Raw genomic sequence first — 17830 nt, forward strand, 5'->3', positions numbered from 1 at the left:
CCGCTGCATTAAGCGTCGACGCTTAATGCGATTTTACGGACACACTTGAGATAGCGCCGCTGAGGTTTCGCTCCCTTGTGGAAAGCTCAGCCCCAACCCGGCGGGCAATGTCGCGGTATCGGAGTGCCACTTCGGACTCAGGTACGGCAACTACCGTGGGCTTACCGCCGTCGGTTTGTTCGCGAATGGTCATGTGCAAGGGCAATTGGCCCAGCAGGGTCGTTTCGTATTCATCAGCAATGCGCCCACCACCACCTTCGCCGAAGAGGTGCTCTTCGTGGCCGCAGTTGCTGCAGATGTGCACGCTCATGTTTTCCACAACACCCAGTACCGGGATGTCGACCTTTCGGAACATTTCTATGCCGCGTTTGCCGTCAAGCAAGGCAATGTCCTGAGGGGTGGTGACAATTACTGCACCGGTAACCGGAACTTTCTGGGCCAGGGTGAGCTGGATGTCGCCAGTGCCTGGGGGCATGTCGACGATCAGGTAATCGAGCTCATCCCACAGGGTCTGCTGCAACAACTGCATCACTGCACCGCTGACCATTGGGCCGCGCCACACCATGGGAGTTTTGTCGGTGGTTACGAAGGCCATAGACATGGTTTGGAGGCCGTGGGCTTCCATGGGCACAAAGTACTTTTCTTCTCGCACATCCGGGCGCTTGCCTTCAGGGACACCGAGCATCATGCCGATGCTGGGGCCGTATATGTCTGCGTCGAGCACACCTACCCGAGCGCCTTCGGCGTGGAGTGCCAGGGCAAGGTTTACCGCAGTCGTAGATTTACCAACGCCGCCTTTGCCAGAGGCTACGGCTACGATGTTTTTTACACCGGGAACGGACGGGAGTTCTTTCTGGACCTTATAGGAATGGATTTTCTGAGCCACATGTACTTCAGCAGCCTCAACCCCATCAACGTTCTCCAATGCGTTGGAAACCAGCTGTTTCAAGCCGCCTGCGATGCCTTTAGACGGATATGGCAACTCTACCATCACCGTAACCTTGCCCGTTTCATCAACTACCAGTGACTTTACGGCACCCAACTCGTAAAGATCCTTTTCCAGGTAGGGATCTCGGTATTCACGAACGGCCGCTTGCAGGGCCTGCTCTGAAATCTGTGTCATCTGGCTCTCCGTAAATAAGTTCATGCGGGTTTTCGGCATGAAAACAGGTGTTTCGGGTGAAAATTATCTGTTCAAAAGGTATCATCTGTGCCCGTTTCTGACCATACAACCCTTACTCTGATGAAAGGTTCGGACACACCATGACGCAAGCGAGTTCAAAGCAACAGCGCGATATTCTGGTTACCAGCGCACTGCCCTACGCCAATGGCCCCATTCACCTGGGTCATCTGCTGGAATACATTCAGACCGATATCTGGGTGCGTTATCAGAACATGCGAGGCCATACTTGCTACTACGTTTGCGCCGATGATGCTCACGGCACCGCCATTATGCTTCGTGCCGAGCGGGAAGGCATCACTCCCGAGCAGCTGATTGACCGCATCCGTGAGGAACATCAACAGGATTTCGCCGGGTTTCACATCCGCTTTGATAACTACTACACCACCCATTCGGAGGAGAACCGGTACTTCTCTGAGTACATCTACCGCCAGTTGCAACAGAACGGAAAGATCGCGACTCGCAACATCACTCAGTTCTTCGACCCAGAGAAGAACATGTTTCTTGCGGATCGATTCATCAAGGGCACATGCCCCAAGTGTAAAACTGACGATCAGTATGGCGATAACTGCGAAGCTTGCGGCGCAACCTACACACCTGCTGAATTGATCAACCCACGCTCTGCAGTGTCCGGCGCTACACCAATTGAGAAGGATTCCGAGCATTATTTCTTTAAGTTGCCGGAATTCACCGAGTTCCTGACTCAGTGGACCCGCAGTGGCGCGCTGCAACCTCAGGTTGCCAACAAGCTTGCTGAATGGCTTGATGCAGGCCTGCAAGAATGGGACATCAGCCGTGATGCCCCCTACTTTGGCTTTGAAATCCCTGATGCCCCCGGCAAGTTTTTCTATGTTTGGCTGGATGCGCCTATTGGCTACCTCGCAAGCTTCAAAAACTTCTGCAACCGGGAAGACGTGGATTTCGAACACTTCTGGAAGGTGGATTCCACTGCCGAGGTTTATCACTTTATCGGCAAGGATATTATCAACTTCCACGCCCTCTTCTGGCCGGCAATGCTACACGATGCGGGCTTCCGCACGCCAACAGCGGTCTGGGCCCACGGTTTTGTAACCGTTAACGGCAAGAAGATGTCCAAATCCCGGGGCACGTTCATTATGGCCCGCACTTATCTGGACCACCTGAACCCCGAGTATCTGCGCTATTACTTTGCAGCCAAGTTGACTGGCGGCGTGGATGATATGGACCTGAATCTCGAGGACTTTGCTGCGCGAGTGAATTCAGACCTGGTGGGCAAGGTAGTTAATATTGCCAGCCGCAGTGCCGGTTTCATTACCAAACGCTTCGACGGCAAGCTTGGCCAAGTAACTGAGCACGACAAGCTGAAGAAATTTATTGAAGCGGGCGAAGAGCTGGAAGCCTTTTATGAGGCTCGTGAGTTTGGCCGTGCCATGCGCCGCATCATGGAGCTGGCAGACATTGCCAACCAGTATGTTAACGATGAGCAGCCATGGGTCGTAGCCAAGCAGGAAAGCCAGGACGAAAAACTGCAGGCCATCTGCACCAACGCCCTGAACATGTTCCACCTGTTAATGACTTATCTCGCCCCTGTGCTACCAGAGACGGCCAAGGCTTCGGAAGACTTCCTCAACGCGAAGCTGGACTGGAACAATCGCAGCGAGCGGCTGGAAAACCACAGCATCAACAAGTTCAGCCCTCTGATGAGCCGGGTAGACATGGCACAGATCGAAAAGATGCTGGATGCGTCGAAAGAAGAGATGCCTGCAGCCATCGGCAAACCAGCTCAGGCAGACAAGCAGGACACCAGCGAAGCTATTGCTGATGAAATCGAGTTTGATGATTTCGCCAAGGTAGACCTGCGGGTGGTTAAAATAGTCAAAGCCGAGCATGTAGAAGGAGCAGACAAGCTACTTCGCCTGACGCTTGACCTGGGGCAAGGCGAGCGCAACGTGTTTGCTGGTATCAAGTCTGCTTACAAGCCTGGGGATCTGGAGGGTCGCCTGACCGTAATGGTTGCCAACCTGAAACCCCGGAAAATGAAGTTTGGCATGTCCGAAGGCATGGTTCTGGCGGCAGGCCCGGGCGGCAAGGATATTTTTATCCTGTCTCCTGATTCGGGTGCCACGCCCGGCATGCGTGTAATGTAAGAAAAGGTCGAGGCAGAGCGATCCGGTGATGCAACAATGACAGAATATTTACTGATCTTGGTCAGCACCATTCTGGTGAACAACTTCGTACTGGTGCAGTTTCTTGGCCTGTGCCCCTTCATGGGGGTTTCAGGCAAGCTGGAGACCGCCATGGGCATGTCTTTGGCCACCACGTTTGTGCTGACTCTGTCATCGGTATGCAGCTATCTTGCCTACACGTACCTGCTGGCACCTCTGGATCTGGTGTTTCTGAAAACCATCACCTTCATTCTGGTGATTGCCGTGGTGGTTCAGTTCACCGAAATGGTTGTACGTAAAACCAGCCCTCTGCTCTACCGCGTGCTGGGTATTTTCCTGCCGCTGATTACCACCAACTGCGCCGTGCTCGGCGTAGCGCTTCTTAACCTGAACAAAAACAACAACTTCGTTGAATCAGTACTCTACGGTTTTGGCGCCGCCGCCGGCTTTTCGCTGGTACTGGTGCTCTTTGCCGCAATGCGCGAGCGCATTGCCGTGTCTGATGTCCCGGTGTCTTTTCAGGGCGCCGCGATTGGCATGGTTACCGCAGGGTTGATGTCACTGGCGTTCCTGGGCTTTACCGGCCTGGTCAGCGTTTAACGGAGACGCAGTTTTATGTGGACAGGCATTCTTATCGCCGTTCTGGTTCTGCTTGGCCTTGCCCTGGCGTTTGGCGCGTTGTTGGGTTTCGCCTCGGAGCGTTTTCGGGTTGAAGGCAACCCGCTGGTGGAACAGATTGATGCCATGTTGCCGCAAACCCAGTGTGGCCAGTGCGGATTCCCCGGCTGCCGCCCCTATGCTGAATCCATTGCCGATGGTGGGCCCATCAATAAATGCCCTCCCGGCGGTGAATCCACCATCAAAGCGCTGGCCGACCTGCTCGATATAGACCCTCAACCGCTGGATGCAGAACACGGCGTAGAACAGGCGCGCACGGTTGCCGTTATACGGGAAGATGAATGTATAGGTTGCACCAAGTGCATTCAGGCCTGCCCGGTAGACGCAATTCTTGGGGCTGCAAAACACATGCACACGGTTATCGAAAGTGAATGCACAGGCTGTGATCTGTGCGTGGAGCCCTGCCCGGTTGATTGCATCGACATGATTACTATCGAGCCGGATATCCGCGGATGGACCTGGTCTCAACCCCGGATTATCACTACCGACAAACAGGAGGCCAACTCCTGATGCCCTCAACCATCAAGCTTTGGGACTTTAGCGGCGGCATTCATCCCGTAGAGAACAAGCAGATTTCTACCGGCCGGCCGATTCAATCCGCAGGTATTCCTGGGCAGTTGGTACTGCCACTGCAACAGCATATTGGTGAACCTGCAGAACCTATAGTGGCGGTTGGCGATGTCGTCCTGAAAGGTCAGAAAATTGCCGACGTAAGCTATGGTATGAGCGTTCCAGTGCACGCACCGACATCTGGCGTGATAGAACGCATTGGCGACTACCCGGTACCTCACCCTTCTGGCATGTCAGACCAATGCATCGTTTTGAAGCCCGACGACAAGGATGAATGGTGCGAGCGCTTCCCGATCAGCGACTACCGCACTCTTGAGCGGGATCAGGTGCTTGGCATTATTCACTCTGCCGGTATTTCCGGCATGGGGGGAGCGGGGTTTCCGACGGATATAAAACTGAAGCCGCCCAGGGATCGTAAAGTCGACACGCTGATCCTCAACGGCGCCGAATGCGAGCCTTACATTACCGCTGACGACATGACCATGCGCGAACGAGCGGACAAGGTTGTGGCCGGCTTAAAGATAATGGCCTGGATCCTGCGACCCGAGCGTTGCGTGATCGGTATAGAAGACAACAAACTGGAAGCCACCGCAGCACTGCGCGATGCCATTCAAGGTACGCAAATTGAAATAGCGGTTATCCCGACCAAATACCCCTCAGGCGGGGAAAAGCAGCTGATCCAGATCCTCACTGGTATGGAAGTGCCCAGTGGCGGCATCCCGGCAGATATAGGTGTCATGTGCCAGAACGTTGGCACCGCCGTAGCCGTGGCTGATGCTGTATTTGAAGGCTCGCCGCTTATTAGTCGAGTAGTTACGGTAACCGGTGGAGCCACTGACAGCCCGGGTAATTTTGAAGTGCTGCTGGGTACACCAATGGCTTATCTGCTGGAACAGGCCGGCTTGCAGCAAGACCGGGTCAGTCGCTTGGTTCTGGGTGGTCCCATGATGGGCTACACCCTGAACACCACAGCGGTGCCGGTTATCAAGACCAGTAACTGCATCATTGCTGCGACCGCCAGTGAGTTGCCTGCACCGCCACCGGAGCAAGCGTGTATCCGCTGCGGCCAATGTGCAGAGGTTTGCCCCATGGAACTGCTACCGCAGCAATTGTTCTGGCATTCCAAAGCGGCAGAGTTCGAAAAAGCAGAGCATCTGAACTTGTTCGACTGCATAGAGTGCGGTGCCTGTTCTTACGTTTGCCCCAGTTCCATCCCGCTGGTGCAGTACTATCGCTATGCCAAGGGCGAGATCCGCGTACAGCGGGCAGAACAGCTGAAAGCAGATAGAGCACGGGAGCGTTTCGAAGCCCGCCAGCAAAGGCTTGAACGCGAACAGCAGGAGAAAGAATTGCGCCGCAAAGAGCGCGCCAAAGCCGCTGCAGAAGCTCAGGCCCTAAAGAAAGCAGAGGCGGAGCAGTCTGCAGCGAGCGGAGAGGCTGTCGACGAGCGAGCAGCGAAATCTGCTTTGGTGGAGCAGGCCCTGGCACGCAAAAAAGCCAGCTCTGAAGCCAGCAATGCAAAGGCAGCTCCTCCCCCAGAGGCAGAACAGGAAACGCCCGATTTGGATGCGCTGGAAAAACAGTTCTCGCAGGCGCAGTCCAAATTGGAAACCATGCAGGCCATGCTTGAAGATGCAAAAGCACAACAAGCAGACAACGTGGACAAGCTTGAACGAGCCGTTGCCAAGAACCACGACCGGGTTAAGCGGGCTGAAGAAGCCCTTGCGGATGCACGCAAAACGCTGGCAATTCACACTGAACCTCAATCCATCAAATAATCTGAATCAGGCCCGATTTTCATGGCGTTTGTTCAACAGTCTTCACCCCATGCTCACAAGGCTCGCCCAACCTCAAAGGTGATGCTGTGGGTCATACTCGCGGCCTTACCCGGGTTGCTGGCTCAAACCCTGTTTTTTGGCTGGGGCAACCTCATCAACGTTGCCTGGTGCATCGCCATCGCCCTGGTTTCGGAAGCCGCTGTTCTCAAATTGCGCAGCAAACCGATTGCGTTTGTTCTCAAGGACAACACAGCCGCTGTAACCGGGTTGCTGCTGGGGCTATCCATGCCACAGTTTGCACCCTGGTGGGTATCCGCAGTGGCGGTCATTTCCGCAATAGTGATTGCCAAACAGCTTTATGGCGGGCTGGGCTCTAACCCTTTCAATCCCGCCATGGTGGGCTACGCACTGGTGCTGATCTCGTTCCCGGTTGCCATGACCACCAACTGGGCTGAGCCGGCAATGCTCTGGGACAAGGCACCTGGCTTCGGAGATACGTTGGCGGCTATTGCCTCAGGACAGCAAACAGCGGTTGACGGCTGGACCATGGCCACCCCTCTCGACGAATACAAACATAAAATTGCGACTCACACTGCAGAGGAAGTTCTTGTCCACCCCACGTTTGGTGATGCTTTTGCCAAGGGTTGGGAATGGGTGAATGCTGCCTTTCTGGCCGGCGGGCTTTTGCTGATCGGCCTCAGAATTATCACCTGGCACATTCCGGCCGCGTTTCTGGGCGCGCTGATCGTTATGAGCCTGGCCTTTGGTAGCAACGCTGATGAGTTCGCACCGCTTTCACTGCATTTGCTGGCAGGCGGCACCATGCTCGGTGCGTTTTTCATCGCCACTGACCCAGTATCTGCGGCCACCAGCCATCAGGGCAAAATGATTTATGGTGCGGGTATTGGCGTACTTATCTATCTGATCCGGAGCTGGGGCAACTATCCGGATGCCGTTGCATTCAGTGTATTGCTGATGAACTTTGCCGTGCCCTTTATCGACCATTACACGCCGCCGCGAACCTACGGCCACCACAAGGCCCGCAGAGGCTTTTCTGGCGGAGGCAGGAGCTGACCATGGCGACCATGATTCAATCAATTCGTCGCAGCGCCATTGGCCTTGGCATATTTGCAGTCATTACAGGTGGCACCATTGCATTTACACAAGCACTGACCAGTGAGCGCATCAAGGAACAAGCTGCCAGGGCAGAAGCCAAAGCACTGTTCGAGATTATCCCTGAGAGTGACCACAACAACGATCTGCTCAGAGACACTCTGGTACTGCCTGCCAGCGATCGTTTGGCTACCGAAGGGCCGGTCACAGTATGGGTAGCTCGCCAGGACGGAAAGCCAGTCGGTATGATCATGCCAGCGGTTGCACCAGACGGCTATTCAGGCACTATCAAGCTGCTGGTCGGTATCGATCTTGAGGGAAAGGTTCTGGGTGTACGTGTTATCGCACACAAGGAAACCCCGGGGCTGGGCGACCGGATAGAAACCCGTAAATCGGATTGGGTCAAACACTTTGAGGGACGTTCTCTCGGGAACCCTGCACCAAAGCAATGGACCGTGAAAAAGAACGGCGGCGTTTTTGACCAGTTTACCGGGGCCACCATCACTCCGAGAGCAGTAGTGAAGGCAGTACAGAAATCACTGATTTATTTCCGTCAGAACCAGCAGGCAATCCAGGCGCAACTGAATAGCACTCCGTCCGGACAAGGCCCGGTGGTTACACCCGGAGATCTGACAGATGAATCCCTGAACGTGGAGCAGTTCTGATCATGGCCACTAAAACCTCCAATGAGATCATTCGCGATGGGCTTTGGGACAACAACCCTGCCCTGGTTCAGGTACTGGGGCTGTGCCCGCTTCTTGCGGTTACCAGCACTGTCGTTAATGCGATTGGCCTGGGGCTTGCCACTCTGATGGTGTTGATGGGTTCGAACCTTGCAGTATCGCTGATCCGGAACTTCGTAAGTGAGTCAGTACGGCTACCTGCATTCGTGATGATTATCGCGTCGTTCGTAACCTGTGCAGAATTGCTGATGCAGGCCTACACCTACGAGCTGTACCAGATTCTGGGTATTTTTATCCCCCTCATAGTCACCAACTGCGCCATCCTTGGCCGAGCTGATGCTTTTGCGTCACGCAACGCTCCAGGCCCTGCACTGCTCGACGGCGCGATGATGGGCGCAGGCTTTCTCGTCGTGCTCATCATTCTCGGCGGTATGCGCGAACTGATCGGGCAAGGCACGCTGTTTGTTGATATGCACCTGCTACTCGGCCCCATGGCTTCAGACTGTGTTATCGAGCCCTTTGCAAACTACCCGGATATGCTGTTCATGGTATTGCCGCCCGGCGCTTTCGTCGGTCTCGGCTTGTTGATCGCCATGAAAAACGGTATTGACCGCCATCTCAAGGAACGTAAAAAGACGCTCCAGCCAGCAACAACACCCGGCAGCAAGCGCGTGCGCGTTACCGGAAACGTCTCATGATTTGTCATCGGAGTCGTAACGAAACACCATGAACAAAGAAAAACGCATTGAAATCTTCTCTCGCTTTCGGGATGCCAACCCCAAGCCAGAAACCGAGCTGAATTACAGCAACCCGTTTGAACTGCTCATTGCCGTCATTCTGTCTGCCCAGGCAACGGATGTCGGCGTCAACAAGGCCACCGACAAACTCTACCCTGTCGCGAACACGCCGGAAGCCATACTGGCGCTGGGCGTGGACGGTCTGAAGAACTACATCAAGACCATCGGGCTGTTCAATACCAAAGCTGAAAACGTTATCAAGACGTGCCGCATGCTGATTGAAAAGCACGACAGCGTTGTCCCCGATAACCGGGAGGATCTTGAAGCCCTCCCCGGGGTTGGCCGAAAAACCGCAAACGTGGTTCTCAACACAGCGTTCGGTCAGCCCGCCATGGCTGTAGACACCCATATCTTCCGGGTATCAAATCGCACGGGCATCGCTCCGGGGAAAAACGTACTAGAAGTAGAAAAGCGTCTGATGCGGCTAGTACCCAAGGAGTTTCTACTGGATGCGCACCACTGGCTTATCCTGCATGGGCGCTACACCTGCGTAGCTCGAAAGCCCAGATGTGGTGCCTGCATTATTGAGGATCTTTGTGAGTTTAAAGACAAAAACGATTATCAGTAAACAATTGTTTTGGGCACTAAAAAGCCGGCTGTTGCCGGCTTTTTAGTGGGATACTGAAGTAGCTCTACTATTACTTACCCAGCATTTCTTTTTTCAGGCTCTTCTGTGCAGGAGCATCAGATAACCAGATGCCGAACAGCGCCTTTTTGAAGGCCAGGTCACCCACCGTATCTTTTTGCTCGCCGTTTTTCAGTACATTTACACCTTCGCCAGGCACATAGACAAGATCAAACACATCGCCTTCTTTGATCTCTTCTTTGAACACAGACATGAACTGATCAATATCTGCCTTAACCGATGACATATCACCATCTGTTGAGGCCTCAAAGCCTTCCATAGTTGCTTCAGTCATGCGATCGCTGGTGATCATGCCGGAAGTAATATGCAGCGTGATCGCCTGAGGCTCATCCGCTTCAACAACGGCAGTGCCATCCTTCTGCGCTTGGGGCACATAAAGACTGCCAACGTACAGATCCATGAAAAACTTGGACCGGGTACCCGCACCGTTCAGCTGAAGCTCAGTGCCGCCAGCAGTATAAGTATCCGGAACGTCAACACCGCCAACTGTTAGTGCTGCTGCAGGTGTTGAAAGTGTGGCTGCCAATATAAGAGATGCAAAGCCCGTCAAAAACGCTTTTTTCATAGTCCTTTCCTTTTCAGTCATTATTATGAGAATTCATTCGTCACCAAGTACAAATCCTTAGCCCCCGGCGTTGTTATTCTACCAACGACCACGTGGGGTGAAGCGCCACCTGGTTCTCATTTGCAGGGTTACTTTTAGCGAGTTGTTTTTGCAGAAATACGTTTTCAACGTCAGTAAAACACAAAACGCCGACCATGAGGCATGGCCGGCGTTCAGGGTGCTTCGTCAGAAAAGCTATTTAAATAACAGGTTTCCTGTGAGTCCTTCCTTTTCCAGAATCTCACGCAGGCGCCGTAACGCTTCTACCTGGATCTGACGAACTCGCTCGCGAGTCAGGCCAATTTCCTGCCCAACTTCTTCCAACGTGCTTACCGGGTAGCCCCGAAGCCCGAACCGTCTGGACAGTACTTCCTGCTGCTTTTCACTCAGCTGATCTATCCACTTCCCAATGCAGGCGCTCATGTTGTTTTCCTGCAACACATCTGCAGGATCAGATGCACCTTCATCCGCGACAGTATCAAGCAGGGATTTCTCGCCGCCGGGGCCAATGGGCGTGTCCATGGATGCAACACGTTCATTCAAACCTAGCATTCGTTTTACATCATTGACCGGCTTGCCGACCAACTGGGCAATTTCTTCGGCTGTTGGCTCGTGATCAAGCTTCTGCGTCAGCTCTCGGGCCGCGCGCAGGTACAAGTTGAGCTCTTTAACAACGTGGATAGGCAATCGAATGGTGCGGGTCTGGTTCATAATGGCCCGCTCAATTGTCTGGCGGATCCACCATGTTGCATAGGTAGAGAAGCGGAAGCCTCGCTCCGGATCAAACTTCTCGACTGCACGAATCAGGCCGAGATTACCCTCCTCAATCAGGTCCAGCAGGGTCAGACCACGATTCACATAGCGCCGTGCTATTTTCACAACCAGCCGAAGGTTACTCTCAATCATTCGCTTGCGGCCAGACTCCTCTCCTTTACGCGCAAGACGTGCAAAGTAGACCTCCTCTTCCGGAGTCAGGAGTGGCGAAAAACCAATTTCATTGAGATAAAGCTGCGTAGGATCCAGCTGTTTGGCGGCACTACTGTAGTAGCTACCTTTGGTGGAGAACTTACCTTCAACCTCAGTCACTTCTGGGGCCGTCTTATCGTTTTCTTCTTCTGCGAGAAGCTGCTCCTCAGGATCTTCAACGTCTGTAGAGCCATCAACATCTTTTATGCGATCAATAATGATATCTTCTTGTTCTGCTGACATATCTATTACCCCGCCTTTCAACAATCCTGTTTTTTCGCCCGATACTTCTTTTTATTGCGGACATTGGATACTTCGCTTTTTATTCAGGACTTCTTCAGTGGCCAGTTTGGCGCTTTGACCACCTTTTCTTCTTATTTTTGTCGAACCAGGCTTGTCACTAACGAGGTGGCAGATAATGTGCTGGATCAACCGGGTTTCCATTTTTTCGAATTTCAAAATGTAACTTCGGCCTATCTACACCACTACTACCAAGTTCTGCTATGACTTGCCCGGCTTTCACCCCCTCTCCTTCGCTGACCAGAATCTTCCGATTATGAGCATAAGCGCTCAGATAACGCTCGTTATGATTCACAATAATCAAATTGCCGTATCCAAGCAAACCATTGCCGGCATAGACCACACTTCCATCTGCGGCAGATCTAACAGCATCCCCGGCTTTCCCCGCAATATCAACGCCTTTGTTGACTTTCCCGGATGCTGAATAGCCTGCAATTACGGTGCCAGAGTGTGGCCAGCGCCATGAAACTCCGGCCACAGTTTGGGTTCGCGACGCAATTGGTGCAGACGTATCAGGCTTACGAGTAACCGCAGGTTTCCGGGTATTTGCAGGCGTTGGTACAGGGGGGGTAGCCCGGGTCGCTCCAGCCGACGTGGTGCCCGTTGGTCTGGTTGGCTTCGTTGCGACCCGTGAATTACTGTCTGGTTGAGCGGTGCCGCGAAGATCCAGGCGAAGCACCTGCCCTGCACGGATAGTCCAGGGTGGACTGATTCCATTGGCGCTGCCCAGCTCTCGGTAATCGCGCCCATAAGTCCAGGCAATGCCGTACAAAGTCTCGCCCGGACGCACAACATGGCGCCCCCAGTACACCGGAGGGTTGTAGATATCGTCTTGGTGAAGGGCCTGGGTATTACAGCCAGACAAGGCACCCGAGAGTATGAGGAACCCCAACAGAAACAGGCAGGCTCGACTGTTTTGAGAAACCCACAAGGTAAACTGGGCACCAACGAGGAACCGCGGGGAAGCCGACTGCGCGGCTTTAGCTGACCCACGAAATAATCTCACAGGAATAGCACCAGCTCGGTTAAACCTAATCTTTATTGACTCTGATTCTGATCAAAGAAGATCCTGAAGTTTCAAAAGTAACTCGCTAATTTATTACACATTTTAAAATCAATTCCAAGTTACTTGCTGACTATCTCCGTTACCCGCTCCGCTCTTTGTTACGGGTGGGAACAACAGCATGCCTGAAAAGGTAACACGACTTAACCAATGCTATCGCCTAACGCTTGTTCACTTTTCGGCCCTCGCCCACCCAGCCATTCAATCAGTAAAACGAGCACCACGCCTGCTGCAGCGGCCGCCAGCGCCGTGGCAATCTGCGGGTCAGCCCCTGTCAGATCAAAAAATTGCCAAGGGCTGACACTGACTTCAGTCAGGGGCACTTGCTCGCCGGAACTGTTGGTTCTCCAGCTAAGAGTTTCTTTCCACGGCCAAACTTTATTCAATGCGCCGATCATGAAGCCAGTCAACAGGGCCAGAACATGGTCGTGGTACTTGTGAAAAGCCCATGTGATAAGCCTTGCAACAGATAGAAGCCCCACCAGACAGCCAGCCATAAACAAGAGCAGCACGGTAATATCGAGGGATTTAATCGCTGAAAGAACCGGTGCGTACATACCGATAATGACCAGAATGAAACTCCCGGAAATTCCGGGCAGAATCATCGCGCATATTGCGACAGCGCCAGCGGCGAAAAATGTCAGAGCCGATGGGTTAACCTGCCCAGCAGACAAGGTTGTGATCCACCATGCGACGGCAATGCCCAAAATAAGGGGGCCAAGCAACGCTGCACGATAATGCCTCGCCTGACGCCCAACGTGCCAGACAGACGCCAGAATCAGCCCGAAGAAAAAGCTCCAGACAAGAATTGGATACTCGGCCAGCATATAGCTGATGCCGGAGGCCAGAGTCACAATGCTGACAAGAATACCCAGCAGTAGCGTGCTGAGAAAGGTGCCATCACATGCCTGCCAGAAGGACCTTACATTGCCCCGGAGCAGATCCTTGAATACAGCTCCCGGAACTGCATTAATCGCCTCAAGAAGCCGGAAATATATACCGGTGATGAAGGCTACTGTTCCCCCGGAAACACCGGGAACAATATCTGCTGCGCCCATCGCCATGCCTTTGAGAAACACCGAGGCGGGATGTTGCTGAACGTTCAACGGACAACCCCACCCAACAAGGGTACGAAGCGAACCGGCTCTAACTCTCGCCGCTCAAACTGATCACCCTTGCGTTTCACCTCAACCAATACCTGGTGCTCTTCACCGACAGGTGCTATCAGCACTCCCCCGTCAGCAAGCTGGTCCAAAAGCTCTGAAGGGATCTCAACAGGAGCGGCGGTAACAATAATGCCGTCAAATGGCCCCCTATCTGGCCATCCCATACCTCCGTCTGCATGCTTTAGCATGACATTCCGGATATTGAGTTGCCGTAACCGATCACGGGCACGATCCTGAAGTGGCTTGATCCGTTCAACGCTGTAAATTTGGTCAAACAGCTGCGACAACACAGCGGTTTGATAGCCTGACCCGGTACCCAGTTCCAACACTCTGGCAGGTTCGTGCCCGAGAAGCAGTTCGGTCATTCGAGCAACGATGTAGGGCTGGGATAGCGTCTGCCCATAGCCGATAGGCAGGGCCGTGTCCTCATAAGCCCGATGGGACAATGCCTCATCGAGAAAGATATGACGGGGAACCTGCCCCATAATATCCAGCACGCGATCAGAGCTGATGCCGGATTCCTTGAGGCGCTGAACCAAGCGCAGACGTGTGCGCCGGGAGGTCATCCCTATACCTTGAAGCTCGCCACTCACACATCATCCCCCATGGATGCCTGAAGGGAATCAGCCCAGGTTCTGAGAGACACAAGTGCCTCATGGCGAGTCATATCAATGTGTACCGGCGTGAGGGAAACGTAACCTTGCGCGACGGCATGGAAGTCGGTTCCCGGGCCAGCATCGCCGCCTTTGCCCGCAGCGCCAATCCAGTAACGCTCCTTTCCCCTTGGACAAGTCATAGGGACAGCGCCTTCGGCCCGCTCCCGATCACCCAGGCGGGTGACGCGGAACCCCGCGAGTTCCTCCCAAGGCAAGTCTGGCACGTTTACATTCAGAATAGAGCGCGGCCCTAAAACAAAAGGGCGCTGGCTTTCAAGCAGCATGCGTACGACTCTGGCGGCCGTGTCGTAATGATTTCGCCCTTCACTGACCAGAGATACCGCAATAGCTGGCAAACCAAGATAACGGCCTTCGGTGGCTGCTGCCACGGTACCTGAGTAGATAATATCATCACCCAGGTTGGCGTGGGTGTTGATACCCGAAACCACCCGGTCGAAAGGCTCTTCAAATAATCCGTTAACCGCCAGATGCACACAATCTGTGGGCGTGCCATCGATAGAACGGAAGCCATTGGGATGTCGCTCGACCGTAAGGGGGCGATTGAGCGTCAACGCATTACTCGCCCCGCTGTGATCCCTGTCCGGTGCAACCACCTCAAGATCACCCAAGCCTTTGAGTCCTTCATACAGGGCGATAAGCCCTGGTGAATGAACACCATCATCGTTAGACAACAGAATACGCAAAGTACACTCCAGATATTTGCTAGCTAAACACTAGCCAACCGTAACCAGTTAGCTGTGTTATTTGTTATGTTGGCTGAGGCTCATGTCCTCAAGCTCAAAAATATCTCCCAAAACCGTAGTGGCGTATTGGCCCGGATCAAGAACGAAATTCAGCTCCAAGCTGCCATCTTCAAGCCAGCTCCAACTTAAATCTTTTGCCATGGCAACCAGCGGACGACGCTCGGGCTGCATTCGCGTCGCCAGAAACAGCGATGCCAACTCGGGTGTCTGGGCCACTGTTTCCCGTTCACGCTGCTCGGCCTCACCACCGGCGCTTGTTCCGCCATCGCCCCACAATGGGCCGGTTGGGTACTCCGAAGGTTCGCCCGGTATCGGCATTGTCCAGCTGCCCTCTGCTACCCGATCTGCAAGCACTTCATTGAACAACCAGGATCGGGCGGCCGAAAAGTACAATACGTTTTTCCGATCATCTCTGCCACCACCTGACTTGCCCGCGCCGCGCCCCCGACCTCTGCGTTTACCTTTCCCGCCACCGCGGTTCAATGCTGCAGGATCAATATGAACCGCTCGATCCAGATTGCCGCCGGAAAAGCCAAAACGCTGGGGACCAAAGTAGTTAGGTGCACCCTGAACTTTCAGGCGCTCAAGGGCGCCTTCAACCCGCTCGCGATCAGCATTAACCTGCCTGAGCGTAATCACAAACCAGTTGCCTTGATGATCACCACGGCGCAGCTTGCGCACACTGCGGTGAGCCGACTTCACCAACCAGCGCTCTGAAATTTGTTCTATCAGAGCCATGTCATCGCTCATCATACCGGGACGGTATAGGCTGAACCATTGACTGGTTACTGCATGGCGATCTTTAAGCCCGCAAAACCCCACATCAAAAGACCGACAGCCCGCGAGAGTGGCCAGCTCCCCCGCCACAAACTCCGTATTGTCACCGACTTTTTCGATACGCAAACACAGGTGCTCACCCTCGCCGGTAACACTTAATACACCAGATGGCTCCGCCTGCTCCGGAAACTCCTCCAAAACCTCACTGACCCGAAAATCCTCTGGCACGGTTTTCAACTGTGCACTGGCCACCCGTGCGCCGCCCGATACCGGCCAGTCCAGCCGCCAGCTTTTTGCATTAGCTTCGGAGTCACTCACACCGTCACCGGCTCAAGCAGACACACGGCCTGGCAGGCAATCCCCTCGCCTCGACCCGTAAAGCCCAGCTTCTCACTGGTAGTTGCCTTAACGCTTACACGACTGGCCGGGATGCCCAGATCATCCGCAATATTCAGACGCATTGCCTCAATATGCGGCGCCATTTTGGGTGCCTGCGCAATAATCGTAGTATCTACGTTAAGCACACTAAACCCTTCCTCCGCCACACGAACCATAACCTTACGCAAAAGATCACGGCTATCCGCGCCCGCCCACTCGGCACTGGTGTCCGGAAACAAATGCCCAATATCACCCAGTGCAACTGCACCTAACAAGGCATCTGCCAAAGCATGCAGCAACACATCCCCATCAGAGTGGGCTTTCAAACCCTGACTGTAAGGAATGGAAACACCGCCAATAATAACGGCATCGCCCTCGCCGAAGGCATGAACATCAAAGCCCTGACCAATTCGCATAATCAACTCCGGGGAAATTCAGACATTCAGAGCCGGCCAAGAATAAAGCCAGCAAGATCCAGATCAGCAGGCACGGTAATCTTGATATTGTCCGGCCGACCTTCCACAAGAACCGGCATATTACCGGAAAACTCCATAGCCGAGGACTCATCCGTAACCGGCTGCTTATCCTTCAGCGCCGTCACCAATGCCGAAACCAGCATGGAATAGCGGAACATCTGAGGCGTTAACGCACGCCAAAGCTGACTGCGATCAACGGTCTCGAATACCTCAGGCAAATCACCCGACTCCGCCTTTTTAAGCGTATCCGCAACCGGAGCCGCGAGCAGGCCACCTACTGGATGATCCGCCAGTGTTGAAACAAGATTCGCAAGATCGGCCGGATGAACACAGGGACGCGCCGCATCATGAACCAGCACCCAGTCGTCGTCAGCCACCTGCTCTTTGAGAGCGCGCAGTGCCGAGAGCACAGAATCCGCCCGCTCAGCGCCGCCGCCACAGGTTTGAATGCGCTCATCATTACTGGCATCAGACTCTGGCCACCAACTATCCGCTGAATTCAGGGGAACCATACAACCAGCAAAAAAGCCGGAAGCCAGCAGTCGCGAAAGGGTGATATCCAGAATAAAGCGATTATTAATACGGAGATACTGCTTGGGACACTCAGCCCGCATCCGCTGACCAACGCCTGCGGCGGGAACAATCAACCAGAGTTTTGGAGAAGTCATAGAAATTTCGCACAATGCCTGGAGAGTGGCGGATAGGCCTTTTCCGGGAATGTCGGTGGCCAAGGATGGCCACCGTCAAGCGCACATGGATGTGCTCGTAGCGTTTCCCGGAAAAGGCCTATCCGACGCTCTGAACTCCAAACCCGAAAATTACTGCTCAACAACAAGAAAAAAGGTCTCATCATCACGAATCAACCCAAGATTCATCCGGGCCCGCTCTTCAACAGCGCCCTGCTCATTACGAAGGTTGCGTACCTCAGCATAAAGACGCTCATTACGGGACGATAGCTCAGCATTCTCATCTCGCTGCTCGGAAATTGAGTGCTCCAGGGCCCATACTTGAGCAAAGCTGCCCTCACCAATCCACAGACGCACCTGCAGAAGGAGAATGAGAACAACCATGAGGGCCCAGAGCAACTTCAT

19 protein-coding genes are annotated in these 17830 nt (G+C 53.8%); 8 read left to right on the plus strand and 11 right to left on the minus strand.

The window, feature by feature from the left end:
- Positions 1-22: 22 nt before the first annotated feature.
- On the minus strand, positions 23-1123 hold the full coding sequence (gene apbC / locus AADB16_RS13085) for an iron-sulfur cluster carrier protein ApbC (RefSeq protein WP_410803894.1): 1101 nt from the start codon (positions 1121-1123) through the stop codon (positions 23-25).
- A 140-nt stretch (positions 1124-1263) separates the two neighbouring features.
- Here apbC and metG point away from each other — a divergent pair, with 140 nt between their 5' ends.
- The 8 genes from metG to nth are packed head-to-tail and all read left to right on the plus strand — an operon-like array spanning position 1264 to position 9511.
- The gene (gene metG, locus AADB16_RS13090; RefSeq protein ID WP_410803896.1) at positions 1264-3306 is read left to right on the plus strand and encodes a methionine--tRNA ligase; all 2043 of its coding nucleotides are present in this window, start codon (positions 1264-1266) and stop codon (positions 3304-3306) included.
- Between the two features lie 36 nt (positions 3307-3342).
- A complete protein-coding gene (gene rsxA / locus AADB16_RS13095; RefSeq protein WP_200204228.1) occupies positions 3343-3924 on the plus strand; it encodes an electron transport complex subunit RsxA in 582 nt (193 codons plus the stop codon).
- Between the two features lie 15 nt (positions 3925-3939).
- Positions 3940-4512 carry an electron transport complex subunit RsxB gene (rsxB, locus tag AADB16_RS13100; RefSeq protein WP_309045844.1) on the plus strand — a complete coding sequence of 191 codons (573 nt, stop codon included), beginning with the start codon at positions 3940-3942 and terminating at the stop codon, positions 4510-4512.
- Positions 4512-6350 (plus strand): electron transport complex subunit RsxC, encoded by a 1839-nt coding sequence (gene rsxC / locus AADB16_RS13105; protein ID WP_410803899.1) that lies wholly within the window; start codon positions 4512-4514, stop codon positions 6348-6350. Before rsxB ends, rsxC begins: the two co-directional genes overlap by 1 nt.
- A 21-nt stretch (positions 6351-6371) precedes the next feature.
- On the plus strand, positions 6372-7424 hold the full coding sequence (rsxD, locus tag AADB16_RS13110) for an electron transport complex subunit RsxD (protein WP_410803901.1): 1053 nt from the start codon (positions 6372-6374) through the stop codon (positions 7422-7424).
- 2 nt (positions 7425-7426) lie between these two features.
- Positions 7427-8128: an electron transport complex subunit RsxG gene (gene rsxG, locus AADB16_RS13115; RefSeq protein ID WP_309045847.1), complete on the plus strand. Its 702-nt coding sequence runs from the start codon at positions 7427-7429 to the stop codon at positions 8126-8128.
- A 2-nt stretch (positions 8129-8130) separates the two neighbouring features.
- Complete coding sequence (locus AADB16_RS13120; RefSeq protein ID WP_410803903.1) at positions 8131-8844, plus strand: electron transport complex subunit E; 714 nt, start codon at positions 8131-8133, stop codon at positions 8842-8844.
- A 28-nt stretch (positions 8845-8872) separates the two neighbouring features.
- Positions 8873-9511 carry an endonuclease III gene (gene nth / locus AADB16_RS13125; protein WP_410803905.1) on the plus strand — a complete coding sequence of 213 codons (639 nt, stop codon included), beginning with the start codon at positions 8873-8875 and terminating at the stop codon, positions 9509-9511.
- A gap of 70 nt (positions 9512-9581) precedes the next feature.
- On the opposite strand, the gene AADB16_RS13130 is transcribed toward nth, so the two are convergent.
- The 10 genes from AADB16_RS13130 to AADB16_RS13175 form a co-directional block, all read right to left on the minus strand.
- The gene (locus AADB16_RS13130; protein ID WP_410803907.1) at positions 9582-10154 is read right to left on the minus strand and encodes a chalcone isomerase family protein; all 573 of its coding nucleotides are present in this window, start codon (positions 10152-10154) and stop codon (positions 9582-9584) included.
- A 234-nt stretch (positions 10155-10388) separates the two neighbouring features.
- A complete protein-coding gene (gene rpoS / locus AADB16_RS13135) occupies positions 10389-11402 on the minus strand; it encodes an RNA polymerase sigma factor RpoS (RefSeq protein WP_410803908.1) in 1014 nt (337 codons plus the stop codon).
- A 157-nt stretch (positions 11403-11559) separates the two neighbouring features.
- A complete protein-coding gene (locus tag AADB16_RS13140) occupies positions 11560-12360 on the minus strand; it encodes a peptidoglycan DD-metalloendopeptidase family protein (RefSeq protein WP_410804564.1) in 801 nt (266 codons plus the stop codon).
- Between the two features lie 305 nt (positions 12361-12665).
- Positions 12666-13586 (minus strand): DUF368 domain-containing protein, encoded by a 921-nt coding sequence (locus tag AADB16_RS13145; protein ID WP_309045880.1) that lies wholly within the window; start codon positions 13584-13586, stop codon positions 12666-12668.
- A gap of 38 nt (positions 13587-13624) precedes the next feature.
- Positions 13625-14254, minus strand: coding sequence for a protein-L-isoaspartate(D-aspartate) O-methyltransferase (locus AADB16_RS13150; protein WP_410804566.1), 630 nt, complete (start codon positions 14252-14254; stop codon positions 13625-13627).
- Positions 14255-14277: 23 nt separating this feature from the next.
- Positions 14278-15048, minus strand: coding sequence for a 5'/3'-nucleotidase SurE (surE, locus tag AADB16_RS13155; protein ID WP_410803910.1), 771 nt, complete (start codon positions 15046-15048; stop codon positions 14278-14280).
- A 57-nt stretch (positions 15049-15105) separates the two neighbouring features.
- Positions 15106-16203, minus strand: a complete 1098-nt coding sequence (truD, locus tag AADB16_RS13160; RefSeq protein ID WP_410803913.1) for a tRNA pseudouridine(13) synthase TruD — start codon at positions 16201-16203, stop codon at positions 15106-15108.
- Complete coding sequence (ispF, locus tag AADB16_RS13165; RefSeq protein ID WP_309045855.1) at positions 16200-16679, minus strand: 2-C-methyl-D-erythritol 2,4-cyclodiphosphate synthase; 480 nt, start codon at positions 16677-16679, stop codon at positions 16200-16202. The genes truD and ispF overlap by 4 nt, the downstream gene beginning before the upstream one ends.
- A 26-nt stretch (positions 16680-16705) precedes the next feature.
- Positions 16706-17407: a 2-C-methyl-D-erythritol 4-phosphate cytidylyltransferase gene (gene ispD, locus AADB16_RS13170; RefSeq protein ID WP_410803915.1), complete on the minus strand. Its 702-nt coding sequence runs from the start codon at positions 17405-17407 to the stop codon at positions 16706-16708.
- Positions 17408-17557: 150 nt separating this feature from the next.
- A complete protein-coding gene (locus tag AADB16_RS13175; RefSeq protein WP_309045857.1) occupies positions 17558-17830 on the minus strand; it encodes a septum formation initiator family protein in 273 nt (90 codons plus the stop codon).

The sequence above is a fragment of the Marinobacter sp. KMM 10035 genome, assembly GCF_046537445.1.
Taxonomy (GTDB): Bacteria; Pseudomonadota; Gammaproteobacteria; order Pseudomonadales; family Oleiphilaceae; genus Marinobacter; species Marinobacter sediminicola.